Below are 26,433 nucleotides of genomic sequence, written 5' to 3' on the forward strand. Positions count from 1 at the left end.
TGGATATCGGACTTTCGACAACTGCATGGCTTTTATCCGGGTCAAGCCTATCGAACCATCAAACCTGCATACAAAATATTCCGGCACGACTGACGATGATTAAATTTATTTTGCGCGTTTTTGCCTCACTGGCTGTTGCGTTGGCACTCGAGCCGGGTGTAGGCCATCGCAGCGACTCCGGATACACCAGAAATCGCCGTGAAGGCGTTTTACACCTGGTATTTGCAGCATGAGGGCAGTATTTATCAATTGACGGATAGCCACATTTACAACTATGTCGCGAAAACAACCGTCGATAATCTGCGGGACGACTATCACCATAAGCGCTTGCCGGGTGGTGCGGACTATTTCACGCGAGCGCAAGACATCGATCCACAAATATGGCTCAAAACGATGACTTTGCATCCCGCGATCGCGCTCGGCGGAACGGTGGTAATTCCGTTGACCTTCGGGTTAGGGGAAAAACAGAATCTGGTCGTATTCGTCGCAAAGGAAAACGGACACTGGCGGATAACCAAGGTAGAGGACACAACCGGCTACCAAGGATTCCACCAGTATGACCCGATGGATTAGAGGGAATACCCTCTCAACCTACACGCCCGCTGTCGAGCGGGCTTTTCAGTCTGTCCCGCCAGCGCGAGTCCGTTAAGCGGTTGCGCAGCCGCTGGTACCGGAACAGTGGTCGACTGCCGCTCGGACGAATCCAAGACTATCAGCACGATTAATTATGCAGCCCTTGAAGTACTGGGAAAACCCCATCTTTGGTACGATGCTAGGTGTTAACCCTAGGTTCTGGCGCATGACGCGCCCGCCCGGGAGCCTCGAACACGGAGAACCAATGAATTTCCACACAAGAAAATGGGTCAAGCCCGAAGACCTGAATCCCAACGGGACGTTGTTCGGCGGCAGCCTGCTGCGCTGGATCGACGAAGAAGCCGCGATCTACGCGATCTCTCAGCTGGACAACCAGCGGGTCGTGACCAAGTTCATGTCAGAGATCAACTTCGTCAGCTCGGCGCGCCAGGGCGACATCATCGAACTGGGGATGACCGCGACGCATTTCGGCCGCACGTCGATCGCGCTGCGCTGCGAAGTGCGCAACAAGATCACGCGCAAGAGCATTCTGACGGTCGACAAGATGGTGTTCGTCAATCTCGATGAAAACGGTGACCCGGGGCCGCACGGCCGCACGCGTATCCGTTACGCGGACGAGCAGTTCGCTCACTATCGCGCGAACTCGAAGCCGGTGCCGCAACCGGCACCAGTCGCTGCGCCCGAGGAAGATCGGGTCGCGGCGCGCAGCGAGATCGAGAGCCTGCACTGAGCGGGCTGTGGTAAAGCCCGCGGGTTTGGTCGGGCGATGGTTGACTGTACTTCCACGCGGGGCGCCCATCTACGGCGCCCCGTTGTGCTTCGGAGCGCTATTGCGGGGACGACGCCGGCACAGCAGGCGCAGCCGGCATTGCACCCGCGCCACCGTCCCCCGGAACGGCGTAGTTCGGCAGATCCCCGCCAGGCGCTTTGGTCGCGCCGCCAGAAGCCCCATTGGGCGCCGGTGCGGACTCACCCGGATCGTTGTAATTCGGCAGCGCGCCGGGCGCGCCCTTGGCCCCGCCACCCGCTCCCGAAGCCCCATTAGGCGTTTCGCCCACATCGCCCGGATCGGAGTAATTCGGCACACTGCCCGCCGGCGCGCCTGCCGCGGGGGCAGCAGCGGGGCCGGTATCGCCGTGATCGTCGTATTCCGGCAGCGGCGCGGGGTTATTGCTCGTGCCGCGCAGACGCGCAAGGCGCTGCTGCACATAGGCATCACGCACGAACGAGTATTTGTCGAGCGCAGCCTGCTCCAGAAGGCTGGTCGCGCCGAGCAGATCCGACCGCGTGCTGACGAACTGCAGCACGTACAGCGGATTGCGGGTCGCCGGTTCGACATAGTTCAGCGGATTGAACTTCACATCGACGACGAGCCCCATGCTGTCGCGCACCGTGCTTGGCCCGAACAGCGGCAGCACCAGATACGGACCTGACGGAATGCCCCAATGCCCGAGCGTCAGACCGAAGTCCTGATGATGCTTGGGCAGGCCGGCCGGCGTCGCCCAGTCGAGCAGGCCGCCGATGCCAAACACCGAGTTGAACGCGAACCGCATGATGTCTTCGGTCGCGTCGGTGATCTTCAGTTGCAGCAGCGCGTTCGCTGCGTTGGTGAGATCGCCGAGGTTCGAGAAGAAATTGCTGACGGCGGTGCGCAGCGGCTGCGGCGTCACCTTCTGGTAGCCCTTCGCGACCGGCACGGCGATATAGCGATCGACTCCGTCGTTGAAAGTGAAGATCGCCCGGTTCACTGGCTCGAACGGATCGCCCGGCTTGCGGTCCGGGGCAGTCGCGCAGCCCGAAATGAGACCAGCGGCGGTGAGCGCCAGCGCGGTGTTACGCAGCTTCATGCTTATATTCCTTTTTGCTTCCCGCGACGTTGACGCGGCTTGCCCATCAGCACCGGCTGGAAAACCACCGCGCCGATCAGCGTGCAGAACAACGAAAGCGCGAGCAGCCTCCCCATGCTGGACGTGCCCGGATGGTGCGACAGCCACAGGCTACCAAACGCGGTGGCCGTTGTGGCGGCGCTGAACAGCACCGCATGCGTGAGGCTCGACTGCAACAGCCCGGTCTGGCCGTGGCGCCACGCCATCACGAAGTAGATCTTGAACGCGACACCGACGCCGAGCATCAGCGGCAGCGCGATGATGTTCGCGAAGTTCAGCGGCATCCCGAACACCACGCACAGCTCGAGCGTGACCAACGCGGAGACCAGCAGCGGCACCAGCGTGCGCAGCACGTCGCCGATCCGGCGCAGCGCGATCCACAGCAGCACCGCGATCGACAGCAGCGCATAGACGGCCGCCTGCAGGAACGCCTTGATGATCGTGTTGGCCGAATGGATGATCGAGATCGGTCCGCCGATCGCGCCCGGCTCGGCCTGCTTCACCGCGCGCGCGAAGCGGGCGAGCATCTGGTCGTCGTTCGGATCGACGCCGGGCGGCACCTTCGGCGCGATATCGACGAGCGCGTGGCCGCCCTTGCCGATCCACATCGCGGTGATGCCTGGCGGCAGCGTCTCCTGAGTGATTTCGGTCGGCTGCAGAAGGTTCTCCAGCTGCTTCAACGCGATGCGCAGCGTGTCGGACATTGCGACTTCGGCGCGCTCGCGCGTGGCGGCGTCGGCGGCCGCGAGCTTTTGCAAGGTCGCCGATAGATGCTGCGCCTCCGCCGCGCCCGCTCCCGGATGGTCCTCGGCGGCGAGCGACAACTGATTCGCCGCGCGCTTCAAGGCGGCAACGCGCACCGCGTCGGTGGCCTGCGGCGCGGGCTGCTGTTGCAGCGCCGGCAGCAGCTGCTGCGCTGCGCTCGCAATCAGCATCATCTTCTGCTGCTGCTCGGCCGGCACGAAGGTGCTCAGCGTGTTGACGCGGCCCACTTCCGGCAGCTTGCGCAGTCGCTCGGCCATCGCATCGGCGTCGGCAAGCGACGGCGCCAGCGCCTGCACGTTGTTGACCGCGGCTTCGGGCGAATCCTTCAAAGACAGCAACGTCGCCATCGACTCCGTATGCGGGTCCTTCAGATGCAGCGGATTGAAGTCGAAACGCAGGTGCGCGAGCAGCGGCGTCGCGCCGATCACGACGAGCAGCGTGCCGATCAGCACGGGCTTGCGATTGCGATCGAGGAAGTCGTCGACCGGTTCGAGCTGCTTGAAACCCGGCGAGGCGACTTCACCCGGCGGATTGAAGAGCTTCAGCAGCGCCGGCAGCAGCGTCATGTTGGTGAAGTACGCGACGAACATGCCGACGCCCGCAATCTGCCCAAGCTCCGACACGCCGCGATACGCGGTCGGCAGGAACGAGAAGAAGCTCAGCGCGACTGCCACGGCCGCGAGCGTGAGCGGCACGCCGATGCTGTGCGCGGTGTGCATCAGCGCGGCCGATAGCCGGTCGTCGCGGTTGCGCTCCTCGCGATACTTGACGCCGAACTGCACGCCGAAATCGACGCCGAGCCCGACGAACAGCACCATGAACGCGACCGAAATCATGTTCAGCGCGCCGACCATCAACAGGCCGAGCGCGGCCGTGATCGCCAGCCCGACGAACAGCGTGATGAACACAGCCGCGATCATGCGGCCCGAGCGCAGCGCGAGCCACAGAATGATCAGCACGACGATGAAAGTGCCGATGCCGTTCAGCACGGCGCCGTCCTGCACCGACGCGAACTCCTCGTCGGCGAGCGGCTGTTCGCCGGTCAGGCGGATCGTCGCGCCGTAGCGCTCCTGCAGATGCAGCGACACCGCGGTCGCGCGAATTGCTCTCGATGCGCTTGCGCCCGGCTCGAGGGCGTCGTAGTTGACGACCGGCTGCACGACCACGAACGAACGCGCCGGATCGGTGGCGGCGCTCTTATCGACGAGCGCGCGCCATGAGAACGCGGCGTGCTGGCCGGCCAGCACGCGATCGAGCGTGTTCGCGCTTTGCGCAAGCAGCCGGCTCATGTCGGAGAGTTTGACCTGGCCGAGTTGCAGCGGCAGCAGCAAGCTCGTGGTCAGCGTGCCGGCGAGACCGGTCAGGCTCGGATCATGCGCAAGCTGATTGACGAGCGGGCGCGACTGCACGAGTTGCGAGGTGGTGGACATCACCTCGTCGGTGGACGGAAACAGCAGGCCGTTGTGTTCGAAGAACGGGCCCCCGGAAGGCTGCGAGACCGACGTGAACTCTTTAGGATCGGCTCTGAGCGCGGCGGTCAGCGCGTTGGCGGCGGCGTCGGCGAATTCTGGCGCGCGCGCCTCGACCACCACCAGCATGGTGTTGCCGCGGTCGGGGAAGGCTGCGTCGATCGCATTCTGGGCTGCCGCCCATTGCTTGTTGGTCTCGACGAGACGGCTGATGTCCGTGTTGATCCTGAAGTTATGCGCGACGTATATGCCGCTCAGGACAGCGAGCACGATCGACAGCGCGATGATCCTGAGCGGATGACGCACCGAGTACGCGACGAGACGGACGATGTATGGCTTCAGCATGTAGGCGGACGTGGCCTTATCACGGGTGTTGTTTTTGACGAAGGTGCATAAGTATACAGAGCCCGGGCAAGCAAGCCCGACTTCGGTAGCAAGTACGACTCCCGACAGCTTCGCCAGGATGGGAACGTAATCCCCGCTATACTGGTCTACCCTCTTTAGCCGCGGGGGCTGCGGCCCGCCGGCGCTACTTCTTTCGAGTCATGACAAGCGTATGAAACGATATCTGACTGCTTTTGTGGCTGCGGCCGTGGTATCCACGGCGGCGTTTGCGCAGAGCGCACCCGACGCGGTGGTAAAAAGTGCAGTCCAGGGCACGGTGACTGCAATGAAGGCTGACCCGCAGGCGCGCGGCGGCGACATGGGGAAGATCACCCAGGTCGTCCAGACGCACTTCCTGCCCGCCACCGACTTCGAGCGCACCACGCGTATCGCGGTCGGCAAGCCGTGGGCGACCGCGACGCCGGAACAGCAGAAGCAACTGTACGAGCAGTTTACGCTGCTGCTGACGCGTACCTACGCCGCGTCGCTATCGCAATTGCGCGACCAGGAAGTGAAGTTCCAGTTTGCGCCGGTCAGCGCGCCCGCCGGCGCGACCGACATCGTCGTGCAATCACACGTGATCAGCACCGGCGGCGACGATGCAATCGACTACCGGCTCACCAAGGGGCCGTCGGGCTGGAAGATCTACGACATCAACATGATGGGCGCGTGGCTGATCCAGGTGTATCAGACGCAGTTCGCCGATCAGATCGCCAAAGGCGGCATCGACGGGCTGATCAAATTCCTGACCGAGCATAATGCGCGCGGCGCATAAGCGGGTCGGTCGGCAGAAGCGTTAACCGGTAAAAGAAAAGCGCGGTGGCCTTGATTGGCCACCGCGCTTTTTTCATGCTCGATAGGAGGCGCCCGGGCGCCTCCCGTGCAACGCGTCAGTGCGTGGCCGTCGCGGTCTCCACCTTCTTGCCCTTGCCGGCGCGCGTGATTTCTTCGAGCTTGATCTCGACGTGACGCGAGAACACGTACTCGGCGGGACGCTGCTTATCCAGCGGGATGTCCTGCGCGAACGCGCCAGTAGTCTTCGGACCGCGCATGCTGACCTTCAGCGCCTTCAGCGGATGCGCGACCGTGTCCATCACGGCCGTCGCTTCGAAGCCGCAGTGGACCATACAGTCGGCGCACTTCTCATAGTTGCCGGTGCCGTACTTGTCCCAGTCCGTGGTTTCCATCAGTTCCTTGAAGGTCTTCACGTAGCCTTCGCCGACCAGATAGCACGGCTTTTGCCAGCCGAACACGGTACGCGCCGGGTTGCCCCACGGCGTGCATTCGTAGGTCTGGTTGCCCGCGAGGAAGTCCAGGAACATCGCCGACTGGCTGAACGACCAGTTCTTGCCGTTGTTGCCGCGCTTGAAGATCTCGCGGAACAGCTGCTTGGTCTTGTCGCGATTCAGGAAGTGCTGCTGATCGGGCGCGCGCTCATACGCATAACCCGGCGACACCGTGATGCCGTCGACGCCCATCGGGCCCAGCGTGTCGAAGAACTTCGCCACACGCTCCGGCTCTGCGTCGTTGAACAGCGTGCAGTTGATGTTCACGCGGAAGCCGCGGCGTTTCGCTTCGCGGATCGCGGCGACGGCCTTCTCGTACACCCCTTCCTGCGACACCGAGTGATCGTGCGCTTCCTTGTCGCCGTCGAGGTGAACCGACCACACGAAGTACGGATTCGGCTCGTAGTCGTCCATCTTCTTTTCCATCAGCAGCGCGTTCGTGCACAGGTACACGAACTTCTTGCGCGCCATGATGCCCTTGACGATCTGCGGCATTTCCTTGTGCAGCAGCGGCTCGCCACCGGCGATGGAGACGACTGGGGCACCGCATTCGTCGACTGCCTGAAGGCATTCTTCGAGCGACAGACGCTGGTTCAGGATCGGATCTGGATAGTCGATCTTGCCGCAGCCATTGCAGGCGAGATTGCAGCGAAACAGCGGCTCCAGCATCAGGGCGAGCGGATAGCGTTTGTTGCCGGAGAGATGCTGGCGCATGATGTATGCGCCGACGCGGACTTTCTGTAGCAGCGGAATAGACAAGGCGTCCTCCTTAAACTTCGCGTGCAGCGAGAGGTTGCATCAGCTTCGATGGCAACTTGAATTCGACTTTTTCTTCACGGCCCGCCATCGTCGTGACATCGACGGGTCCGAATGCGCGCAGCGCATCGATTACGTTTTCGACCATTTCTTCGGGTGCCGACGCGCCGGCCGTGATGCCGACCGTCCGCACGTTAGCGAACCATTCCGGCTTCACTTCGGAGCCGTCGGCGACGAGGTAGCTCGCCACGCCGCTTTCACTGCCGATTTCGCGCAGCCGGTTCGAGTTCGAGCTGTTGGTTGCGCCGACCACCAGCAGCACATCGACCTCCTTGCTCAGTTCGCGCACCGCCGCCTGGCGGTTCTGCGTTGCATAACAGATGTCGCGCGTGTCGGGACCGACGATGTCGGTAAAGCGGCGCAGCAGCGCGTCGATGATGCCGCGCGTGTCGTCGACCGACAGCGTGGTTTGCGTCACGTAGGCGAGCGGCGTATCGACCGCCAACTCGAGGTTCGCGACTTCTGCCTCGCTCTGCACCAGCAGCACCGTGCCGGGGATCTGGCCGATCGTGCCTTCCACTTCGGGATGGCCGGCGTGGCCGATCAGGATCAGCGTGCGGCCGGCGGCCACGTACTGGCGACCCTGCACATGCACCTTGGTCACGAGCGGGCAGGTGGCGTCGAGCACGTCGAGGCCGCGCGCTTCGGCATCACGTTCGACGGTTTGTGCAACCCCATGCGCGCTGAATATCGCGACGGCACCTTGCGGCACTTCATCGAGCTCCTCGACGAAACGCGCGCCCTTCTGCCGCAGATTGTCGACCACATGACGGTTATGGACAATCTCATGACGGACATACACGGGAGCACCGTGTTGCTGTAACGCACGATCGACGATTTCGATTGCGCGGACAACGCCCGCACAAAAGCCACGCGGCTGGGCAAGGATGACTCGCATAAGTTGGCGAACTCCGACTAACGCGGGTTTCGAAGAAGTCGTGAAGCTGACTTTATCGCCGCGCTCATCATGATTAGTTGACGTCTTGAGCCCCGGCGACCGGCCGGTACAGCAAAACCAAACGCGCATTCTAACGCTATCGGGGCCGCTTTGCTTTCTGGTGCGGCCCGCGTGTTGGGCGCTTGCCGCATCCGCTGGGCCTTGCGCAGGAGCGGGGCTACGGAGCGTTACAACGATGTAAGGAGCCAGCGCCAGATCACCCGTGATGCGCCCGGCCATGACCGCACACTGCACCGTCACGGCGGAACCCTTAAACTACCGATCCTTGCTGCGCGGACATCGCGCTGTATTACAGAATGGTTTCGAGGCTCGCTGGATGGACGTCGATCAACACGAAAACTTTCCGATCGCGAGCGTGTTGCTGCCGAAGGCGCTACGCGCGCCTGTCGGTATTATCTATCAGGTCGTGCGCACCGCGGCCGATATCTCCGCCGAAGGCCAGTGGAACGCCGCCGAGCGGCACGCCCGTCTGGCCGATTTCCGCGCCGGGCTCGACGCGATCGCGCAACGGCGCGCCGCGCCCGTGCATGCGCTGCTGTTCGGCAAGCTCGCTGGCGTGATCGCGCAATACGAGCTGCCGCTCGAACCGTTCTACGATCTGCTCGACGGCTGCGCGCAGGACATCGACACGAATCGCTATGCGGATCGCGCTGCGCTCGTCGACTATTGCCGTCGTTCGGCGCATCCGGTCGGGCATCTGCTGCTGCATCTGGTCGGCGCGGCGACGCCGGACAATCTCGCCGACGCCGACGCGATCTGCACAGCGTCGCAGCTGATCAGCTTCTGGCTCGACGTAGCCGCCGACTGGCAACGACAGCACGTGTACCTGCCGCGAGCCGATCTGCGGCGCTTCGGCGTGACCGAGGCGCAGATTGCCGAGGGGGTCGTCGATGACGCGTGGCGCGCGCTGATGGCCCACGAAATCGCGTTCGTGCGTGCCACGCTGATCAGCGGCGCGCCGCTCGCGCTGCGCATGCCGGGGCGGCTCGGCATCGAGCTGAGCGGCGCGGTGCATGCCGGACTGCGGTATCTCGAGCGCATCGAGCGCGCGGGCTACGATGTGTTCCGCAAGCGCCCGGTGCTCAATCTGTTCGACTGGTGCGTGGTGGCGGCACGCACCCTGACAATGCAACTATCCAGGCGCGTCGGCATGGCGGCGCGCTCAATCGAGGGTAATGCTTAATGGCGGCGGTCCTGTTCATTCTTTCGTGTGTTTCCCTGCTGATCTGGTGCGTGCTGCTGTTCGCGCGCGGCGGCTTCTGGCGCGCGCGCCCCGCCGCGCCGCTGACCATCGCGGCGCGCGAAGCATGGCCGGCCGTCGCGGCCGTCGTACCGGCGCGCAATGAAGTCGACGTGATCGCCGTGGCGGTGACGTCACTGCTCAAGCAGGACTATCCGGGCGCGTTCCACGTGATCGTCGTCGACGATCACAGCACCGACGGCACCGCCGACGCCGCGCGTGCCGCCGCGCTGCAGCTGCAATGTCCGGAGCGCCTCACCGTGCTGAGCGCTAAGCCGTTGCCGCCGGGCTGGTCCGGCAAGGTGTGGGCGCAGTCACAGGGCATCGAGGCGGCGCGCACGCTCGATCTGCCGGCCGAGTTCCTGTTGCTGACCGATGCCGACATCGGCCACCCCGCCGAGGCGTTGACGCAGCTCGTCGCGCGCGCGAATGCCGAAAAGCGCGACCTCGTCTCGCTGATGGTCAGGCTGCGCTGCGATTCGTTCTGGGAAAAAGCGCTTATTCCGGCCTTCGTGTTCTTCTTCGCGAAGCTGTATCCGTTCGCGTGGGTCAACAATCCGCGCAACCGTACGGCGGCCGCGGCGGGCGGCTGCATGCTGGTGCGCCGCGCGGCGCTCGAGGAGGCGGGCGGCATCGAGTCGATCCGTGGCGAACTGATCGACGATTGCAGTCTCGCCGCGCGCATCAAGCATCGCGGCACCGGGCGTCATCCGATCCGCCTCGACGTGGCGGCGAAGAGCGTGTCGCTGCGTCCGTACGATAGCTGGCGCGACATCTGGAACATGATCGCCCGCACCGCGTTCACGCAGTTGCGCTACTCGCCGCTGCTGCTCGCGGGCACGCTGGTGGGAATGGCGATCATCTATCTGTTGCCGCCGGTCGCGGCGTTGATTCTCGGGCCGCTCGGCTGGCCGGCCTGGATCGCGTGGGCGGCGATGTGCTGCGCGTATGCGCCGATGCTGGTCTACTACCGGCGCTCGCCGCTGTGGGCGCCGTTTCTGCCGCTCGTGGCACTGTTCTATGTCGGCGCAACGTTCGCGTCGGCGGTGCGTTACTGGCGTGGCAAGGGTGGACAGTGGAAGGCGCGCGTGCAGGCGCCGATGCAGGAGCGGTGAATTCGTTTGGCGCAGGCCAATGCTGCTCCCGGCAGAATGCAGACGTAAAAAAAGCGGCTCCTGGCCGCTTTTTTTACGTCACGCGCTTCTCATCACGCGTTCGTCAGCATCATGTACATCCGGATCACGACGTCCGGCGAGAACGTAAACGGCACCCAGCCGTGGCCGGTGTGGCGCATCACGAGCAAACGGTCGCCGCTCGACTGCTTCTGCACGGCCATCATCGGATTCTTTGTCGACACGAATTGCCAGCCCGGCGGGATGCCCTGCGGCTGCTCCGGCGTCATCGACGCGCGCGCGTTCGACAGTTCCTCGATCAGCCGGCTGATCTGCTCGGGGCGCAGCGCGACGGTCTGGTTGCCGATCGTCATCGTGATTTCGTCACGCGCCGGGCGGTTGATTTCGAGCGTCGGCTGCAATTGCGGGGCGGCCGGTTTATCGATCGCTGCGGCGTTTGCTGCGGGGCTCGCGGGCTGTTCCGCTGCCGCTTGCGCCGCTGTGTCGTGCGCGGCATGCTCCGCCGCCGCGGGCGAGGCCGCCGCGTCAGCGTTTGTCTCGGGAGTGTTCTCGGCCTCCGTGGCCACGACAGCCTGAATGAGCTGATCGACGCCCATTTCCAGCGCGCCGAGCTGTTCGTGAAGATTCATGCGAGGTTTCTCAGGTAGGACCCGCGATTTTACCCGCTGCACGCGGGCTTGGACCCGTCGCCGGCGCGGGACTTGTAACAAATTGCTTACCCCTGTCGCTTACCGCTTCAGATACCCCGCCTGCCGGAACCATTCGAGCGCATCGCCGAGACCCTCGCGATAAGGCCGCGCGCGATACCCCAGCTCGCGTTCCGCCTTCGCCGACGTGAAATACATCTTGTTCTTCGACATCTTCAGTCCGTCGACGGTGACGAACGGTTCGCGCTTCGTGAACTTGGCGACCGCTTCCGCGCCCATCGCGAGCGGATACAAAGGCCAGCGCGGCAGGCTCAGTGTCGGTGCCTTGCGGCCCGTCAACGCCGCGATGTCGGCGAGCATCTGCTGCAGCGGCAGATTTTCGCCGCCGAGAATATAGCGCTCGCCGATCTTGCCGCGTTCGAGCGCGAGGAAGTGGCCGGCGGCGACATCGTCGACGTGCACGAGGTTCAGCCCGGTATCGACGAATGCGGGAATCTTGCCGAGCGCCGCCTCCAGGATGATGCGGCCGGTCGGCGTCGGCTTCACGTCGCGCGGGCCGATCGGCGTCGACGGATTGACGATTACCGCGGGCAGGCCGTCCTCGGCGATCATGCGCTCGACTGCGCGCTCGGCGAGCACCTTGCTGCGCTTGTAGACGCCGATCGCCTGGTCGGCGCGAAGCGGCGAGGTTTCGTCGGCGGACTGACCGGAGCTCGTCACCTTCAGCGTCGCAACGCTGCTCGTGTACACGATGCGTTCCACGCCTTCCTTCAACGCCGCGCGCATCGTCGCCTCGGTGCCTTCGAGGTTCGCGCGCTCGATCTCGCCGGGGTCCGGCGCCCACAGCCGATAATCGGCGGCCACGTGCAGCAGATAGCGCACGCCGCGCAGCGCGTTGCGCATCGATGCTTCGTCGCGCATGTCGCCGACGACGATTTCCGCATCGAGCGATTCGACGTTCTTGCGCGGACTCGTCGCGCGCACCAGCACGCGCACACGAAAGCCTTTGCTCTGCGCAATGCGCGCCACCGACGAGCCGACGAAGCCGGACGCGCCGGTCACGAGCACGAGATCGCGATTCTGTTCGGTCATTGTGTTTCCATTTCCTGCGTGACGGTCGACGGATTGTACGTGGCGCACGCGAGGGATGGGTGTTGTCGAGCACGCTCGCCGCGACACGACTAGAATGCCGGCTTGAAAGACTGTCAGGCATTAAAAGGAGGTAGCGGCATGGCCCCGGATCTGGATGAGCGGATCGAAACGTATTACGCGCGGGTGCGCGGCACCGTGCAGGGCGTTGGCTTTCGCCTCGCGACGGTGCGCCAGGCGCACGCGCTCGGCATCAAGGGATGGGTCGCGAATCTCGACGATGGTTCGGTCGAGGCGATGTTGCAGGGACCGGCCAATCAGATCGACCGGATGCTGTCCTGGCTGCGTCATGGACCGCCGGCGGCGCGCGTGACCGAGGTGAGCGGCGAGGAGCGCGCAACCGACAAGCGGTACGAGCGCTTCGAGCAGCATTGAGTGTCGAGCCAAGCGGGTTAAAAAAGCGGCGCGCCGTCCAGAGGAGGGCGCACCGCTTTTTCGTTGATGCCTTGATCGGCCGTGGTTCACCGCGTGCTCAGCGCTTAGCGCGCCACCAGCAAACTCTCCGCGAATCCCCACTCATCCTCGATCCATTGATGGCTGCACACGAAGCCGGCGTCATCGGCGATCGCGGGCAATTCGTCCGCGCGATACTTGTGGCTGCTTTCGGTCCAGATCGTCTCGCCTTCCTTCAGCGACACCGTCAGCTTTGCCGCGCGCACGTGAGCGGTGATATCGCGCTTTGCGCGCAGATGCATCTCGATGCTGCGCGCGTCCGGATTGAAGCGCGCGACGTGCTCGAACTCATCGAGCGGAAAGTCGCCGCCGAGTTCGCGGTTGATGCGCGCGAGCAGGTTCAGATTGAACGACGCGGTCACGCCGACCGCGTCGTCGTAGGCGGCGATCAGCACGGGGGTCGGTTTGATCAGATCGGTGCCGAGCAGCAGCGCGTCGCCGGGCGCGAGCATGTTGCGGATGTCGCGCAGAAAACGCGTGGCCGCGAGCCGGCCGAAGTTGCCGATCGTGCTGCCGAGAAACAGCACGAGCAAGCGGTCGCCGGGCGCGCGCTGCCGGCTCACCTCGGCGAGACCGGCCAGATAGTCACGTTCATAGCCGACGATCGAAATCCGCTCGATGTCGCCGAGTTCGCGCCGGCACAACTGCAAAGCACTGCGCGATATTTCAATCGGGCAGTAAGAAGTAGGGCGCTTTTTACACAGCGCCTCGAGAATGCGCCGCGTTTTGCGGCCGCTGCCGCTGCCGAGTTCGGCGACCGTCACGTCATGCGGCAAATGCTCGACGATGTCGGCCGCGTGCTTCGTGAGCAGCCGTTCTTCGGCGCGCGTGACGCCGTATTCGGGCAATACGGTAATCACTTCAAAAAGTGCGGAGCCGACTTCGTCGTACAGATACTTCGACGGCAGCTCTTTTTGCGGCGTGTGGGTGAGGCCGGCGTATACGGCGGCGGCGAAGGCGCGGCGCAGTTCGGAAGGCGAGTTGCTAAGCGATAGGGCTGGCTGGGTCATGCTGGCTCCAGTAGTCACATTCGATGAGCGGGATTGCTGCCGGGTGGTGGCATGCGCGGTGAAACGCGGTTGACGCGTGCCGTGGGCGAGATGCGCGGACGTCGGTTCATGGCGCCCTCCAAGACTATGCTCGGAGTTGCATTCGCCGACCCGGCTCGTGGGTGCTGCTGGTTTCGTGCCGCTGTGGCCGTCGTTGTCGTGGGTGATGCGGCCACAGCGTGCAAAACTGGTAGCAAGATTCGCGCACGGCGCTGACGAACGTACATGGGTTCGTCGGCCGCGCGCATGAAATTATGTTCTAGTGCATTGACGCGCAATGCGCACGACTAATTGCAGCCGATTGACGAAAAAGCGCAGGCCCATCGGCGACTAACCCGTCTAGAATGCCCGTTTTCCGGCTTTTTTGCAGAGCCGCTTCAGAACAACAATGCAGCGTCGGCCGCTTTGCCCGCATGCCTGCTTGCTCACGAGACATCATATTCATGACGACAACGAACGCCGCGAGCCTGGGTCGCGCGCCACAAGCCCAAGCGTCACACCGATTCCGGACCGCGTAATGACTCACAACGACTTCAGGCGCGGGATCGCATTGTCGGTCGGTGCGTCGGCGATGTTCGCATTGCTGTCCGCTTACGCGACGCTGCTGAAACCGCTTTCGGGCCTCGACATCTTCGCGTGGCGCATCGTGTGGACCGTGCCCGGCGCGCTGCTGCTCGTCGCGGTGCGCAAGCGTCTGCCGATTCTGCGCGCGCTCGTTGTGCGGATGATGAAGCAGCCGAAGCTCGGCATCGCGATGAGCGTGACCGCGGGCTTGCTCGGCGTGCAGCTCTGGCTGTTTCTGTGGGCGCCGCTGCATGGGCGCATGCTCGAAGTGTCACTCGGTTATTTCCTGCTGCCACTCGTGATGGTGCTGGTCGGGCGCTTCCACTATCACGAGCGGCTCGACGCGTTGCAGTGGCTCGCGGTCGCCTGCGCTGCGGTTGGCGTCGCGCACGAGCTGTGGGTGACCGGCGCGTTTTCGTGGCCGACGCTCGTCGTCGCGCTCGGCTATCCGCCTTATTTCATGCTGCGCCGTCAGATCAATCACGATTCGCTCGCGATGTTCACCGTCGAAATGGCCTTGCTGCTGCCGGTGGCGATCGTGTTCATTCTCGTCGGCGGTTCGCTGCAAGCGATCGCCGGACGCGCGGAAATGTGGTTTCTGCTATTGCCGGGCCTCGGCGCGTTGAGCACGCTCGCGCTTGCTTCGTATCTGAAGGCGAGCCGCCTGCTGCCGGTCGCGTTGTTCGGCATCCTCGGCTACGTCGAGCCGGTGCTGCTCGTGTTCGTATCGATCACGCTGCTGCGCGAAACGCTGAGCGTCGCGCAACTCGCGACCTATGTGCCGATCTGGATCGCCGTTGCGCTGACCGCGCTGCACAGCGTGCGCTTCGTACGGTTTGCGTAGAGCTGAACGGCGACGCCCGCTCAGCGATGCGCTTCGGTCCGCTGCGGATTGATGCGCGTCGGGCCTACCTGCGCCTCGATCGCGTCGCGCAGTTCGGGACGCCAGCCGACACCGAACAGCGCTTCGGCGAGCACGAATAGCGGGCCGATCAACAGGCCGATCACGTCGTCGACGAAGGCCGGCTTGCGATGTTCGTACGCGACGTGACCGACGAACTGGAACCCCCAGCCGATCACGAAGAAGCCAATGCCGGTCGCGAGCCACACGAGCGTCGTTTGCGCGGCGATCCACTCGCCGAATCCGACACAAAGCGCCGAGATGCAGGCCATCAGCACGCCGAGCGGCACGTCGAGCGCGAGGTAATAGACGGTCGCCGCCACGAACAACAGCCACGCTGGCGACAACGTGATCGGAAACATCCCGGCACCGAACGACGGGCGGCTCAGCAACACCGCGAGCGCGAGCACGATCATCGGAATGCCGACGAAGTGCGTGGCGATATTGCGCCGGTCGCGGTGGTAGGCCGCGTATTGCGCGAGTTGCTGCGTCAGTGTTCTCATCAGTGCCGCTCCTGTGTCAACGTCAGCATAATCGCGCGCAGCGGATTTTCAAATCATCGGGTAGCCGGCGATCAGCGACGATCGCCCGCGGATGCTGTCCATGGTTTGTACTGTCCTCGTCGAGCGCGTTTAACGCGCACCCGGGTGACCGACCCGACGGTTCAATGCGCCGATCGTCGCGGCGGGCAACGTGGTGAGCAGCGTGTGCAACGTGAAGTCGAGGTCTTCGCGCGCGATGTCGAGTTGCACGCGGACTTCTCCGCGCACGGTTTGCGTGTTGATGACATAGACGCCGAGCGGCGAATGAAGCAGTGCGCGCAGGTGAGGGCGCGGCAGCGTCACGAGTAGAAGCGAGCGCGCCGACGGAAACGGAATGACGTTGCTGTGTTGAACCTGCTTGCTGGCAGGTTGCGCAGAGAGCGTGTCGAGCGATTGCGTGAGAGCCATGTGATGCGGCGTTCGTGTAACGCGATGGTGAATTGGAACAATTCGAGCGTAATCGCCCGCGGGTAAAGACGGTGCAAAAATTCGCGGCTCTGTCGACAAAAAGATACGACACGGCATGGCACACGGCGTAAAAAAAGCGAGTCATAAGACTCGCCCTCCCTGAACGGCACGGCCCGGCTTCGATCAGCTTCTATTTGAACAGCACCTGGATGGCCGGTCAGCGCCGAAACCGATCACGTGTTATTGCGTTTTGGTCGTGTCGGCTTGTGCGCTGTCGGCTTTCGCCGGGGCAGTGCTGGCCTCTTTCGCACTCTCCGTTTTAGTCTTCGCGGCGCTCGTTTCGACGGCATGTTTGCCCGTGGACTTGTGGGCCTTCTTCGTATGGGCGGAAGTCTTTTTCACGTGCTTTTGCGTGGCGGCTTCGGCGGGCGCTTTCGCTGCGGCCGCGCTGTCGTCCGTCGCACCGGCTTGTACCGCGGTGCTTGCTTTCAGACTCGCCTGGCCGGCAGTCGGCAGCTGCGTGGCTTGCGCGGGTTGCGCGGGTTGTGCGGGTTGTGCGGCGGACGGTGCGGCCGTTTGAGCAAATGCGGTCGACACGAGCAGTGCGGAAGCAACAGCGGCGAAAAGCGTCTTCATGATGTGACTCCTGGTTGAATCGGTGGATTCGTTTGTCGCGGCTGAATTATTTCAGCGCTGCCGGTTTAACGTAGGGCGGAATACAGGAGTTGACGCTGCGCTGGTGACAAAACGTAAGTAGTGCGTCAGCGCGGATACATCTTGCGGCTCACAAAGCGAATCCACGGAAAGTCGCCACGCTCAATGAAGACGCGACCGCGGTCTTGCCGAGCAATTGCGCTAAAGCCTCCGGCGAGACCGCCGGGCTAAACAGGAAACCCTGGGCCACCGTGCATCCGTGGCGGACCAGAAACTCGCGCTGGACCTCGAGCTCGACCCCTTCCGCGACCACATCGAAGCTCAGCGTTTCAGCAATCGCGATGATCGCAAGCGACAGCGCTTCGAGCTCCTTGTCTCTGCCGATTTCGCAAACGAAGGCGCGATCGATCTTGATGCGATCGACGCTAAAGCGTTTCAGATAGCTGAGGCTCGAATAACCGGTGCCGAAGTCGTCGATAGCGATGGAAACACCGAGTTCGCGCAGCTCGCGAAAAGCCCGTTGCGCTTCTTCCGCGTTGCGCATCAGCGTGCCCTCGGTGACTTCGAGTTCCAGCAGTTCGGCGGGCCAGTTGGCGTCCTCGAGTGCCGAGCGCACCACGCCGGGGAGGTCCGCCCGTTCGAGTTGAAGTGGCGAAACATTGACCGAGATGCGCACGGGGGGAAGCCCCGAGTGCACCCACGCGCTCGCCTGCAGGCACGCCTGCCGCAATACCCAGGTGCCGATGCTCTGAATCAGACCGGTTTCTTCGGCAAGCGGGATGAAGACGGCCGGCGACACCTCACCGAGTTCGTCGTCGTGCCACCGCAACAGCGCCTCGGCACCGACGATGCATCCGGTTTTCATGTCGATCTGCGGCTGATACGCCAGATACAACTCATTGGCCTTCGCCGCGCGCCGCAGTCGCGTCGTGAGCCGCAACTTCTCGGCGGCCGCCCGGCTCAACTCCGGCTCGTAGAATTGATAGCCGTTTCGCCCGCGCGATTTCGCCACGTACAGCGCGGCATCGGCATTGCGCGTGAGCAAATCCGGCTTCGCGCCGTCTTGTGGAAACGTACTGACGCCGATGCTTGCTTCGAGATAAAGCTCGTGCTCGCCGATGCCATACGGCTCGCTCATCTCATGAATCAGCGAGTCCAGCATTTCGGTGAGTTGCGTCGCGTCGGCTCGTTCCGCGACGATGACGAATTCATCGCCCCCGTAGCGCGCGACGAAATCCGTCGCGCGCAGCAGGCGCTGAAGCCTTCGCGCCACGGCTTGCAGCAGCAAATCGCCGATGCGGTGTCCGAGCGAATCGTTGACGTCCTTGAACCGGTCGAGATCGAGGAACAGGACGGAAACGTTCTGGCCTGTCGACGCCGCGCGCGCCAGCGACGCAGAAAGATGTTCGCCGAGCAGCACCCGGTTCGGCAGCTCGGTCAGGGCATCGTATCTGGCTTGATGCTCGAGTCTTTTGAGCGAGCGGCGAAGATGCGCTCCAATGCGGCCGTTCCAGTGAATCAGCGAAAGCAGCAACAAGGCCGAAGCGACGCCGCAGCCCAACAGCATGCGCGTAAACCACTTCACGTCCAGCGAGGATTTGCTGACGACTGAAGCGACCTTGGCATCGGCCGCGAGTCGTACGTCGACTACCCGTTCGAGGACGCTATAGAAATAGGCGTCGATTTCCTCGAGTCGGGGGTCGCCCACTGCCACGCTGCCGGGATGCTCCGCGATCATGCGCGCAAGACCGAAGCTCTGCTCGCTGAGTCTGCCGATCATGTCGTCCAGGTCCGACAGCCGCGATATGCATTCCTGATTCTCGCTGCAGCTCTCGCGCGCGTCGCGCGTCAACGCGAGCAGTTCCAGCATCGGAAAGCTATAGGCCGCGCGGTTGTATAGCGGCACCGTGGCTATCGAGGTGTAGAGCGTCGCATGCTCATCGAGCATGACATGCTGAACCTGGTCGAGGTCGTGGCGCAACCGACCGGAAGCCTGGATCGTCCGAAGCGAACTGTCCTGCTCGCTGCTCTGGCGGATTGCGAGGAAGGTACTCGTCGCAATGACAGCGAGAATGGCAAGCACGGCTATGACAGTACCGGCTTTGCGCGTTGCTTCCTGTCCCAAGGCGCTTCCTTTCCGTCAACCCGGCGCGGGCGAAAACCGGCCCGCCCGGATAGTGAATGTTCAGGTGGCTGCATGACTTGCCTTAGGGCGCTGGGGATCTACCCGGTAATGGCGCGCTATGGCTCTGCTTATCCGCCTATCGATCGGCAAATTCCACGCGGTTGCGACCGCTTCGCTTGGCGCGGTACAGAGCCGCATCGGCGAGACCGTATGCGGTGTCGAAACAGGTTCCGACTGCGTTGATGCTGACGCCAAAGCTGGCCGTGATGCGGCGCTCGACCGGCGGAACGACCAGCGAGTCACTGATGGCTTCTCGCATGCGCTCGGCAAGAATGGCGCCACTGGCCGGTTCATGACCGGGCAGCAGCACCGTGAACTCCTCACCGCCCACTCGCCCGATGAAGCCTTGTTCCCCCACGATTCCGCGCAGACAATCGACGACCCCCGAAATGACCGCGTCTCCAGTGGGGTGGCCGTAGTCGTCGTTGATCCGCTTGAATTCGTCGATGTCGAGGATGATCATCACCGCGCTGTTGGTGCGCAAGACCTTGGTGGTCCGCTCGATCACGGCGCTGCGGTTCAGTACGCCCGTCAACGCGTCGTGCGAGGCGCGATACGCCAACTGCTGAGCCAGCACCTGCATCTCGCGTTCTGCCCGGTCGCTGCGGCCGATCAGGCGCCGTGTTTCGCGCATCAGGCGCTGGAAGTGCTCGATCAGTTCGCCCAGCGACTGGCGATACTCCGCGGCATCCGCATCGATGATCGAATGCATCGCGCGGGCCTTTGCCAGCGCCGTGCTCTCGTTCTGGAACAGATCGGGTGCGCCGCCCGAGGACACGTCACGGGAAGAGGTCGAACGCACCTTATTTTCCTTGCTGCGCGATGGGACGATCGGTGAACTCGATCGCGCGGAAATCGGCCTTCAGTTCTTCACCGAATTCGGCAATGGTCTCGTCTTCCTCGTCGCGATACCAGTTCATCGACACGCGGCTCCCCGATTCCGCCGCCTGATCGAGCGCGTCGAAGATGCTGAACAGCATCTTGGTGCTCGAGCTGTTGAAGTACGTCAACGCGACGTCGATGGTGATTTCGGCCCCGGTGTTCGCTGCGAGGTACTTGCGCATCTGCTCGATGATCGGCGCGTAAAAAGCGGCTGCATTTTCCGGGTAGGACTCACCCTTGATCGACAACGCGTGTTGGTCGAAGCGAAAGTCGACTTCGGGCGACGTCGTCGTCGCGGGGATGTGTAGGTTTTCCATTGTTCTTGTGCCTTCCTGCTCAGATGATGGCCATGAGGCAAAACAGCGTGGTGCCGGGTTCGTCGGCACGCGGATGAAAAGCGAATTCAAGCGGCGCGCTCGCATCGCGCGCCATCGTCAGGAAGCCAAGGCCGGCGCCCTTGCTGTCCTTCGGCGCGTCGGCGCGCAATGTCACCTTGTACGCCTGCTTGATTTCTTCGAGCGACATGCTGCGCAGAGGCTCCAGCCTGTTGCGCAGGCCCTCGACCTCGTCGGTCGCGATGGGATTGACGCACAACATCACGTGATGCTCGCCGTGCCTGGAGATGCACACCGCGCCCTCGCGTATCGCGCCCGTCCCTTCGCCGCCTGGCTCCAGCGCGTTCGACGAGTAATGAACGATGTTCTGTGCCAGCTCGATAAAAGACGAGAAGAGTTTGCGGCGGGTCGGACCGCTGACGCCGGCGACTTCGAGTTGCAGTTTCACGACTTCGCCCATCGACGCGACGATGTTATGGGAGAAGTAGCCCTTGTGATAGAAGAGCACATTGCGCCGCTGCGCGAGTTCGAAAAAGGCGCTGTCTTGTTCTAGTAGTTGAGACATTCTGGGAATTCACTAAATGCGGGCACAGAAAAGCGTGACGTCGTCACGGCGCGGTTGATTGCCTTGCCATTCCGCGAGCGCGAGCCGGACGCGCTCGCAAATCGTCGCTGGGGTTTCGGCGCGGTTTTCGAGGATCACGTCGAGCGCACGGCGCCGGCCGAAAGAAATGTTGCGCGGACCGCCGATCTGATCGGCGAGGCCGTCGGTATAGATGAACAGCAGGCTACCCGCCGTGACCGGAATCGAGCGCAAGCTCCACGCATAGTCGGCGCGACTGTCCACGTAACCGACGCCCATGCGGTCGGCGCTGATCGTCTCGAACTCCGCGGCATGGGGTGACAGGATGTGCAGCGCGATCCTCGCGCCGGCAAAACGCAGCATGCTCTCCGTCGCATCGAACCAGAAGAGTGCCGTGTCCAGGCCGTCGTTGGATTGGGTTCCTTCCTCGGCACTGTTCACTTGCCCCAGCAAGGCCTTGACGTTGCGATTGACGGCCGCCAGCAGCGCGGCGGGGTCGCGCGGCCCGATCTGTTCGAGCGCCTTCGACAGTGAAGCCGAAGCAAGCAAGGTCATGAAGGCGCCGGGAACGCCATGTCCGGTGCAATCGGCAACTGCGCCGAACCAGCCGGTCGGAAAGGCCGCGAAATGATAGAAGTCGCCGCCGACTACGTCGCGAGGTTCCCAGACCATCGCCGCGTCGCGCAGCTTCATCGACAGCGTCTCGCTGGAAGCGCGCAACATGGCGCGCTGGATCACGCTGGCGTACTCGATACTCTGCATGATCTGGCGGTTCTTCTCCGCCTGCATTTCCGCGACCGCGCTGATCAGTTGCAGACCACTGCCGAGACCTGAGAAGAGTCCGTCGCGCGTCACGATGAAACCATCGACCAGTGCTTTTTCTCCGGCCTCGACGGTCCTGAACGTCAGCGCTTCGATGCTCACGTCGGCATCGACAATGAGCGGGTCCTTGTCCATGAACGCGATGCAACTCTTCTTGTCGTAGAGCTCGCGATGGAACGGCTTGCTCATCTGCGACATGAAGATATCGCGGTTGATCAGGCCGATTGGACGGTGGTCATTGATGACAGCGAGACTCTGCATGTCGCGGCGCGCCGAGAAGATCTCCATGACCACGGAGTTGGGGTCTTCAACGTCTACGGATGGAACTTCGTGGCACAAGTCTCCGGCTGTGCGCGGATTCCCCTGTGCGGAAGAACGGCGAAATCTCGAGAACGCTGGATGCATGGCGACGCCAGTCGATGTATGAGGAAACCTCGCAAGCTAAGGTTTCTCCATGTACTTTATGTGACAGAGCGGAGGCGATCCACTCGATTGGCGCGAGATTAGAAAACGAGTGGTCACGCAAAGGTTTGCGTGACCGACATCAGTAAAACTTGCGGGCTGCGAGTTGCGCAAATGCAACGCCGACGGGTCCGGTTATTCAAACGGATTCCGCACGACACCCGGCTTGGCATCCGGCTCGTCCTGCACCTTCGCCGGCAAATCCTTCTGCGCCTGAAGACTCGCGACGATCGCATCGAGCGCTTCCTTCAGCGCGAGCGCCGCCTTCAATCCGCGTTGATCGCGCGTCAATTCGAGCGTGCCGTTCAGCACGACACGCGTCGTGCCGTTGCTGAGCGTGAGCGCATCGCCCTGAATGTTGAGCACGTCGTCATCGTTCGAATAGGGCTTAAACACCTTTTAGTCCTCCTGGCCGCTGGTCCTTCAGGTTATCCGGAATGCCCGGAAAGCGGATGCCCGACATCGCTTCGAGCTCGTGAATCGTGCGCATGTCGTAGCGGTTGGTCGCTACATTATCAACCACGACTGCGAATGCCAGTTGACGCGACGGCACATAGACGACCTTGTACAACTGGGTCGGCACGAACACGCGCGTCGGTCCGATCGTCTGCAATTGCTGTCCGGTGAACAGCGGTCCGGTGACGACGTACGTGTCGTCGTAGGCTAGTGCGATCTTACGCACCGCGGTTTCGATGCGCGCCCACAATCGTTGGTTGTTCTGACGGTCTTGCGGCACGATGTTCGCGAGCGAGAACGATTGCGCCATCGCCTCATTGTTCCAGCGATTGCCCGCCGGACTCATATGGCCGCGATCGAAGCCGCTGCGTTTGTAGTCGGCGAGTGTCGCGCCTTCGCCTTCGGGCAGACGCGAGTCTTCGAAGAACTTGTTGGTACGTACCATGTCCTTCGCTTCTTCGATGTGCTCGCGCGTCAGATGCTCGGCCGACCACAGCGGACCGTGCGTGATACCCGAATGCAGCACCGCGAAATCGCTATAACAAAGCATGCGCGCTTTGGGCGCCATCTTCTGATTGGTGAGGATGGGCCATTGCGCATTCGGCGTGAAACTGGTGCAGGAGGGCGCCGCGCCCGCATGAGCGGCGACGGCGAGGAACAGACAGGCAAGCCACTTCTTCATGTGTCGGTGGTTCGATGAAAGGGGACGCAAGTATAGCGTCGCGGCCCGCATCGAGCGACCGCACCAAGCGAATCAAAGAAAGGGGATGGGAAACAGAAGAGGCAGCGTGCGCCGCACAAAAAAGTGGGCCGCTTTGCAGCGACCCGAATGCGTGGACTTCCGACTCTACTCACGCAATCTTAAGAAGGTCTTAAGACCTGCGTTCTCGCGGTACGTTATGTTCGTTTGCGCACGAACAGATTTACGCGCCCGAGCAGTGCTCGCACAACGAGCCGGAAGTTTCGACCGGAAAAGAGAGCGCGGCGAAGCGCGCCGGAGATTAATTACCGAACACGCTGTTTTCAGCGCGAGTTTTTTGACGATCCACCGCCTGCAAACGCCAGAAGCCGCTAGTCGCCTTGCGGGTTCGCAGCGCGGTCCATGCTGCGGCGCCTTGCGCGGCGCTCACTCGTTCCTTGCGATCGACGTGCAGACCGCGCAACGTACAGAGCGGCGCGTCGGCGCTCGGTGCGCACAGCGTAGTCACGCCGTTCTCGTCGCGCAGTTCACCCCAAGGGGGCAAGTCGATCCCTTGATGCGCTTCTCTCGACCACCGATGTTCATCAGTATCGAGCCAGAGCACAGCGTAATCATGGCTTACGGTGGGATCGGAACCGTTGATCAGGATGGTCAGTCGCATAGCAGTTCCGTTCATAATTTGCGAAGGGCTTTACCAGTCTAGGCGGCGCGGCGCTTTATGCAAGACAAAGGCATGATTTGCGAATGGAAAATAATTCGCCAAACCGTGGGGGGAGGTATGGGGCATGCTCAACGCCGCGCGGCGCACGCGATAGGCATGCTGTAACGACCACATGCACATCGCGAGCCGCGCCAAATCAACGCAGCCGACAGGCGTTCAAGCGAGATCGAGCGAAGCGGTCAGATCGCCGAGCGGCGCGAGTCCGTTGCTGGCGAATGCCTTGTCGCGCGCGACCACGCCATCGAGCGGAACGAGTCCATGCACACGACTAATAAAACGCAGAATTGAGTTCGTGTCGTACACCGTGTGATCGACGTAACCCTTCTTCGCGAGCGGCGAGATCACCAGCGCGGGAACGCGCGAACCCGGCCCCCAGCGATCCCCGATCGGCGGCGCGACGTGGTCCCACCACCCGCCGTTCTCGTCGACGGTGACGATCACGACCGTGTTCTGCCATTGTGGCCCGCGCTGAATATGCTCGATCAGCGTCGCGATGTGACGGTCGCCCGAGGCGACGTCCGCATAGCCCGCGTGCATGTTCAGGTCGCCCTGCGGTTTGTAAAACGTGACGGTCGGCAAACGTCCCGCGTCGATGTCGGCGATCAGGCGATTGGTCGACGCGTCGTTGCCCATCCCGCCGTCGCGCAGATAGCGGCGGCGCGCGGCCGTGCCCGGCGCGTAATTGGCGAAGTAGTTAAACGGCTGATGGTGATACTGAAAGTCGGGCATCGATCCCGTATCGCGATGATCGAGCGCGAATTGCCATGCGCCGCTGTACCACGCCCAGTCGATGCCCTTGGCGGTCAGCCGGTCGCCGATCGTCGCGTAATTCTGCGGCGGCATCACGCGCGGGTCCGACGGATCAGCAAATGCCGGGTCGCCGCCTTCGGCCGGACGCACGCTGCTCGGCTGATACGGCGGAGCCATCGTGTTGACTGCGTAGCCGTCGGCGGTGAAAGCGCCGTCATTGACGAACTTTGGCGGACCGTCGAGCGCCGACGCAGGCGAATTGGGCGCGAGCTTCAAACGGGTGCCGGTCGGATCGTCGCCTTCCACGACCGACACCATCTTCCTCGCCGGGCTGTTGTGGACGTCCGGGTAGTACGGCGCCTGCGCCGAGATCAGGAAGATGTGGTTCAACCACGAGCCGCCGAAAGCGGCCATGAAGAAGTTGTCGCACAGCGTGTACTGCTGCGCCAGATTCCAGAGACGCAGTGAGTCGGCGGAATTGCGGTAGTGCCCCATCACAAGCCCGCCCGAATCGCCCCACGCGGCGAACTGGTTGTTGCGCCCCGCGTTGATCTGCATCTGGTTCTGATAGAAGCGATGGATCAGGTCGCGGGTGATCACGCCGGTCGGCAGCGGCGCGCCGTGCGCATCGACGATCTCGAACGGCCGGTTGCGCAAATGATCGAGATCCTTTTCGCCAATCATATAGCGCTTGCCGTCCACTTCCTGCGCCTGCGGCACGAGCCCGCCCCAGATCGCCGGCAGCCGCGGCAGCGGCGTCTTGCCATCGCGGTCGAGCTGGACGTACTGCTCGGCGGTGACCGCGTCGAGCGGATGCTGGACACCCGGGTAGTTGCCGTACAGGTTCGCGAAGCTGCGGTTCTCGGCGTAAATCACCACGATGTTCTTCACCTGATCGTGCAGCGCAGCGTCGAGCCGCAAGTCGGCGGCGCTGCGCGGCGGGCCGTTGCCCGCGAGTGCCTCGCCCGTTTTGCAGCCGGGCAGCGCGAGGCCGAGGCCGACTGCCGCGAGACCGGTCAGGACGCGCCGGCGTTCGGGATCGTCGGGGGCGTCGTTGGTGTTGTCGATTGAATCGGGGTTGTCCAGTTTCGGCGGCAGGTGAGGATCGTGGTCGGTCATCGGTGAGTTCCGAAGGAGACGTGACGGTCGCTTCGGCGCCGCTGGAGGCGGCGCGCGCGACACCGGTTATGGGTCCGCCGAGGCCGGCAGGCCTCGCGGCTTTACGGCAGCCGACGCTTCACGCGCCAGCTGTGATGCGTGGCATCGACAGCCAATAGTAGCCAGTGCCGTGCGTCGACCGGATGACGCTTTTGCGTCGCGTAACGGTCGACGGTCAATTCGAGTTCGTCATGCGCGCGCCGATGATAGGTGGCGTGCGCGCCGGAGCCATCCGCGAACTCGACGCGCGCCTCGGCGAAGTTCGGCGCGCCGGCCGGTTCGGGAAGTTCGGCGATGCGCACCGCGCAGCCCGGATAAAGATGCGAGTCGGCAACCTGAATCTGGATCGCGTTGGGCATGACGTGGCCTCCTACGCTTGGACGGCGCGAGCGCGCGGCTGGGACACACCGCGCCGCTGGACCGGATCAAAGGATAGCACCGCGCGGCCGAATCGCCGCATGCTTCGCGCTATCGTCCTGAA

At 63.1% G+C, this 26,433-nt stretch carries 27 protein-coding genes; 7 read left to right on the top strand and 20 right to left on the bottom strand.

What is annotated here, in order from left to right; all coding sequences use genetic code 11:
• Nucleotides 1-198: 198 nt before the first annotated feature.
• Nucleotides 199-573 (top strand): DUF3828 domain-containing protein, encoded by a 375-nt coding sequence (locus AB3X86_RS08630; RefSeq protein ID WP_368595623.1) that lies wholly within the window; start codon nucleotides 199-201, stop codon nucleotides 571-573.
• A gap of 265 nt (nucleotides 574-838) precedes the next feature.
• A complete protein-coding gene (locus tag AB3X86_RS08635; protein WP_368595624.1) occupies nucleotides 839-1,324 on the top strand; it encodes an acyl-CoA thioesterase in 486 nt (161 codons plus the stop codon).
• Nucleotides 1,325-1,421: 97 nt separating this feature from the next.
• On the opposite strand, the gene AB3X86_RS08640 is transcribed toward AB3X86_RS08635, so the two are convergent.
• Complete coding sequence (locus AB3X86_RS08640; protein WP_368595625.1) at nucleotides 1,422-2,441, bottom strand: VacJ family lipoprotein; 1,020 nt, start codon at nucleotides 2,439-2,441, stop codon at nucleotides 1,422-1,424.
• A 2-nt stretch (nucleotides 2,442-2,443) separates the two neighbouring features.
• Nucleotides 2,444-5,059 (bottom strand): MMPL family transporter, encoded by a 2,616-nt coding sequence (locus AB3X86_RS08645; RefSeq protein WP_368595626.1) that lies wholly within the window; start codon nucleotides 5,057-5,059, stop codon nucleotides 2,444-2,446.
• A 211-nt stretch (nucleotides 5,060-5,270) separates the two neighbouring features.
• On the opposite strand from AB3X86_RS08645, the gene AB3X86_RS08650 reads away from it, so the two are divergent.
• Nucleotides 5,271-5,873 (top strand): phospholipid-binding protein MlaC, encoded by a 603-nt coding sequence (locus AB3X86_RS08650; RefSeq protein ID WP_368595627.1) that lies wholly within the window; start codon nucleotides 5,271-5,273, stop codon nucleotides 5,871-5,873.
• 115 nt (nucleotides 5,874-5,988) lie between these two features.
• On the opposite strand, the gene hpnH is transcribed toward AB3X86_RS08650, so the two are convergent.
• Nucleotides 5,989-7,143: an adenosyl-hopene transferase HpnH gene (hpnH, locus tag AB3X86_RS08655; protein WP_176107065.1), complete on the bottom strand. Its 1,155-nt coding sequence runs from the start codon at nucleotides 7,141-7,143 to the stop codon at nucleotides 5,989-5,991.
• A 10-nt stretch (nucleotides 7,144-7,153) separates the two neighbouring features.
• On the bottom strand, nucleotides 7,154-8,098 hold the full coding sequence (ispH, locus tag AB3X86_RS08660) for a 4-hydroxy-3-methylbut-2-enyl diphosphate reductase (RefSeq protein WP_368595628.1): 945 nt from the start codon (nucleotides 8,096-8,098) through the stop codon (nucleotides 7,154-7,156).
• Nucleotides 8,099-8,474: 376 nt separating this feature from the next.
• Between ispH and hpnC the strand changes: the two genes are divergently transcribed.
• The gene (gene hpnC, locus AB3X86_RS08665; protein ID WP_368595629.1) at nucleotides 8,475-9,341 is read left to right on the top strand and encodes a squalene synthase HpnC; all 867 of its coding nucleotides are present in this window, start codon (nucleotides 8,475-8,477) and stop codon (nucleotides 9,339-9,341) included.
• Nucleotides 9,341-10,513, top strand: a complete 1,173-nt coding sequence (locus tag AB3X86_RS08670; RefSeq protein ID WP_368595630.1) for a glycosyltransferase — start codon at nucleotides 9,341-9,343, stop codon at nucleotides 10,511-10,513. The genes hpnC and AB3X86_RS08670 overlap by 1 nt, the downstream gene beginning before the upstream one ends.
• Before the next feature lie 92 nt (nucleotides 10,514-10,605).
• Here the strand turns inward: AB3X86_RS08670 and AB3X86_RS08675 are convergent, their stop codons facing one another.
• Together AB3X86_RS08675 and hpnA are read right to left on the bottom strand one after the other, a co-directional pair.
• Nucleotides 10,606-11,160 (bottom strand): hypothetical protein, encoded by a 555-nt coding sequence (locus AB3X86_RS08675; protein WP_368595631.1) that lies wholly within the window; start codon nucleotides 11,158-11,160, stop codon nucleotides 10,606-10,608.
• Between the two features lie 99 nt (nucleotides 11,161-11,259).
• Nucleotides 11,260-12,270, bottom strand: a complete 1,011-nt coding sequence (gene hpnA, locus AB3X86_RS08680) for a hopanoid-associated sugar epimerase (protein WP_176107060.1) — start codon at nucleotides 12,268-12,270, stop codon at nucleotides 11,260-11,262.
• 138 nt (nucleotides 12,271-12,408) lie between these two features.
• Here hpnA and AB3X86_RS08685 point away from each other — a divergent pair, with 138 nt between their 5' ends.
• The gene (locus tag AB3X86_RS08685; RefSeq protein WP_013092809.1) at nucleotides 12,409-12,702 is read left to right on the top strand and encodes an acylphosphatase; all 294 of its coding nucleotides are present in this window, start codon (nucleotides 12,409-12,411) and stop codon (nucleotides 12,700-12,702) included.
• A gap of 104 nt (nucleotides 12,703-12,806) precedes the next feature.
• Here the strand turns inward: AB3X86_RS08685 and egtD are convergent, their stop codons facing one another.
• Nucleotides 12,807-13,790, bottom strand: a complete 984-nt coding sequence (gene egtD, locus AB3X86_RS08690; RefSeq protein WP_368595632.1) for an L-histidine N(alpha)-methyltransferase — start codon at nucleotides 13,788-13,790, stop codon at nucleotides 12,807-12,809.
• A 556-nt stretch (nucleotides 13,791-14,346) separates the two neighbouring features.
• Here egtD and rarD point away from each other — a divergent pair.
• Entirely contained in the window at nucleotides 14,347-15,237 is an 891-nt protein-coding gene (gene rarD / locus AB3X86_RS08695) for an EamA family transporter RarD (protein WP_368595633.1), read from the top strand.
• Nucleotides 15,238-15,257: 20 nt separating this feature from the next.
• Here the strand turns inward: rarD and AB3X86_RS08700 are convergent, their stop codons facing one another.
• The 13 genes from AB3X86_RS08700 to AB3X86_RS08760 all read right to left on the bottom strand — a co-directional run bounded on the left by AB3X86_RS08700 (nucleotide 15,258) and on the right by AB3X86_RS08760 (nucleotide 26,311).
• On the bottom strand, nucleotides 15,258-15,797 hold the full coding sequence (locus tag AB3X86_RS08700; protein ID WP_368595634.1) for a DUF962 domain-containing protein: 540 nt from the start codon (nucleotides 15,795-15,797) through the stop codon (nucleotides 15,258-15,260).
• A gap of 129 nt (nucleotides 15,798-15,926) precedes the next feature.
• On the bottom strand, nucleotides 15,927-16,244 hold the full coding sequence (locus AB3X86_RS08705) for a hypothetical protein (RefSeq protein WP_368595635.1): 318 nt from the start codon (nucleotides 16,242-16,244) through the stop codon (nucleotides 15,927-15,929).
• A gap of 240 nt (nucleotides 16,245-16,484) precedes the next feature.
• On the bottom strand, nucleotides 16,485-16,880 hold the full coding sequence (locus tag AB3X86_RS08710) for a hypothetical protein (protein WP_368595636.1): 396 nt from the start codon (nucleotides 16,878-16,880) through the stop codon (nucleotides 16,485-16,487).
• A 148-nt stretch (nucleotides 16,881-17,028) separates the two neighbouring features.
• Nucleotides 17,029-19,023: a putative bifunctional diguanylate cyclase/phosphodiesterase gene (locus AB3X86_RS08715; RefSeq protein ID WP_368595637.1), complete on the bottom strand. Its 1,995-nt coding sequence runs from the start codon at nucleotides 19,021-19,023 to the stop codon at nucleotides 17,029-17,031.
• A gap of 136 nt (nucleotides 19,024-19,159) precedes the next feature.
• The gene (locus AB3X86_RS08720; RefSeq protein WP_368595638.1) at nucleotides 19,160-19,885 is read right to left on the bottom strand and encodes a GGDEF domain-containing protein; all 726 of its coding nucleotides are present in this window, start codon (nucleotides 19,883-19,885) and stop codon (nucleotides 19,160-19,162) included.
• A gap of 1 nt (nucleotide 19,886) precedes the next feature.
• Entirely contained in the window at nucleotides 19,887-20,282 is a 396-nt protein-coding gene (locus AB3X86_RS08725; protein WP_176107051.1) for a DUF1987 domain-containing protein, read from the bottom strand.
• 19 nt (nucleotides 20,283-20,301) lie between these two features.
• Entirely contained in the window at nucleotides 20,302-20,865 is a 564-nt protein-coding gene (locus AB3X86_RS08730; RefSeq protein ID WP_368595639.1) for a SiaB family protein kinase, read from the bottom strand.
• A gap of 12 nt (nucleotides 20,866-20,877) precedes the next feature.
• Nucleotides 20,878-21,993 (bottom strand): SpoIIE family protein phosphatase, encoded by a 1,116-nt coding sequence (locus AB3X86_RS08735; RefSeq protein WP_368595640.1) that lies wholly within the window; start codon nucleotides 21,991-21,993, stop codon nucleotides 20,878-20,880.
• A gap of 309 nt (nucleotides 21,994-22,302) precedes the next feature.
• Nucleotides 22,303-22,563 carry a hypothetical protein gene (locus AB3X86_RS08740; RefSeq protein ID WP_184225405.1) on the bottom strand — a complete coding sequence of 87 codons (261 nt, stop codon included), beginning with the start codon at nucleotides 22,561-22,563 and terminating at the stop codon, nucleotides 22,303-22,305.
• A complete protein-coding gene (locus AB3X86_RS08745; RefSeq protein ID WP_368595641.1) occupies nucleotides 22,556-23,305 on the bottom strand; it encodes a DNA/RNA non-specific endonuclease in 750 nt (249 codons plus the stop codon). Before AB3X86_RS08745 ends, AB3X86_RS08740 begins: the two co-directional genes overlap by 8 nt.
• 319 nt (nucleotides 23,306-23,624) lie before the next feature.
• On the bottom strand, nucleotides 23,625-23,984 hold the full coding sequence (locus AB3X86_RS08750; RefSeq protein WP_013092796.1) for a DUF3564 domain-containing protein: 360 nt from the start codon (nucleotides 23,982-23,984) through the stop codon (nucleotides 23,625-23,627).
• Between the two features lie 216 nt (nucleotides 23,985-24,200).
• Entirely contained in the window at nucleotides 24,201-25,913 is a 1,713-nt protein-coding gene (locus AB3X86_RS08755) for an acid phosphatase (protein ID WP_368595642.1), read from the bottom strand.
• Between the two features lie 101 nt (nucleotides 25,914-26,014).
• Nucleotides 26,015-26,311, bottom strand: coding sequence for a hypothetical protein (locus AB3X86_RS08760; protein WP_176378777.1), 297 nt, complete (start codon nucleotides 26,309-26,311; stop codon nucleotides 26,015-26,017).
• Nucleotides 26,312-26,433: the final 122 nt, after the last annotated feature.

The sequence above is a fragment of the Paraburkholderia sp. BR14374 genome (assembly GCF_040948685.1).
Taxonomy (GTDB): domain Bacteria; phylum Pseudomonadota; class Gammaproteobacteria; order Burkholderiales; family Burkholderiaceae; genus Paraburkholderia; species Paraburkholderia youngii.

Bases quoted from the DNA above. Each gene is read 5' to 3' on its own strand.
- AB3X86_RS08710 (WP_368595636.1), bottom strand. From the start codon at position 16,880: ATGAAGACGCTTTTCGCCGCTGTTGCTTCCGCACTGCTCGTGTCGACC.
- ispH (WP_368595628.1), bottom strand. From the start codon at position 8,098: ATGCGAGTCATCCTTGCCCAGCCGCGTGGCTTTTGTGCGGGCGTTGTC.
- AB3X86_RS08750 (WP_013092796.1), bottom strand. From the start codon at position 23,984: ATGCGACTGACCATCCTGATCAACGGTTCCGATCCCACCGTAAGCCAT.
- AB3X86_RS08705 (WP_368595635.1), bottom strand. From the start codon at position 16,244: ATGGCTCTCACGCAATCGCTCGACACGCTCTCTGCGCAACCTGCCAGC.
- AB3X86_RS08730 (WP_368595639.1), bottom strand. From the start codon at position 20,865: ATGTCTCAACTACTAGAACAAGACAGCGCCTTTTTCGAACTCGCGCAG.
- AB3X86_RS08745 (WP_368595641.1), bottom strand. From the start codon at position 23,305: ATGAAGAAGTGGCTTGCCTGTCTGTTCCTCGCCGTCGCCGCTCATGCG.
- AB3X86_RS08735 (WP_368595640.1), bottom strand. From the start codon at position 21,993: ATGGAGATCTTCTCGGCGCGCCGCGACATGCAGAGTCTCGCTGTCATC.
- AB3X86_RS08645 (WP_368595626.1), bottom strand. From the start codon at position 5,059: ATGCTGAAGCCATACATCGTCCGTCTCGTCGCGTACTCGGTGCGTCAT.
- AB3X86_RS08760 (WP_176378777.1), bottom strand. From the start codon at position 26,311: ATGCCCAACGCGATCCAGATTCAGGTTGCCGACTCGCATCTTTATCCG.
- egtD (WP_368595632.1), bottom strand. From the start codon at position 13,790: ATGACCCAGCCAGCCCTATCGCTTAGCAACTCGCCTTCCGAACTGCGC.
- rarD (WP_368595633.1), top strand. From the start codon at position 14,347: ATGACTCACAACGACTTCAGGCGCGGGATCGCATTGTCGGTCGGTGCG.
- hpnA (WP_176107060.1), bottom strand. From the start codon at position 12,270: ATGACCGAACAGAATCGCGATCTCGTGCTCGTGACCGGCGCGTCCGGC.
- AB3X86_RS08755 (WP_368595642.1), bottom strand. From the start codon at position 25,913: ATGACCGACCACGATCCTCACCTGCCGCCGAAACTGGACAACCCCGAT.
- AB3X86_RS08670 (WP_368595630.1), top strand. From the start codon at position 9,341: ATGGCGGCGGTCCTGTTCATTCTTTCGTGTGTTTCCCTGCTGATCTGG.
- AB3X86_RS08675 (WP_368595631.1), bottom strand. From the start codon at position 11,160: ATGAATCTTCACGAACAGCTCGGCGCGCTGGAAATGGGCGTCGATCAG.
- hpnC (WP_368595629.1), top strand. From the start codon at position 8,475: ATGGACGTCGATCAACACGAAAACTTTCCGATCGCGAGCGTGTTGCTG.
- AB3X86_RS08700 (WP_368595634.1), bottom strand. From the start codon at position 15,797: ATGAGAACACTGACGCAGCAACTCGCGCAATACGCGGCCTACCACCGC.
- AB3X86_RS08635 (WP_368595624.1), top strand. From the start codon at position 839: ATGAATTTCCACACAAGAAAATGGGTCAAGCCCGAAGACCTGAATCCC.
- AB3X86_RS08640 (WP_368595625.1), bottom strand. From the start codon at position 2,441: ATGAAGCTGCGTAACACCGCGCTGGCGCTCACCGCCGCTGGTCTCATT.
- AB3X86_RS08725 (WP_176107051.1), bottom strand. From the start codon at position 20,282: ATGGAAAACCTACACATCCCCGCGACGACGACGTCGCCCGAAGTCGAC.
- AB3X86_RS08650 (WP_368595627.1), top strand. From the start codon at position 5,271: ATGAAACGATATCTGACTGCTTTTGTGGCTGCGGCCGTGGTATCCACG.
- AB3X86_RS08685 (WP_013092809.1), top strand. From the start codon at position 12,409: ATGGCCCCGGATCTGGATGAGCGGATCGAAACGTATTACGCGCGGGTG.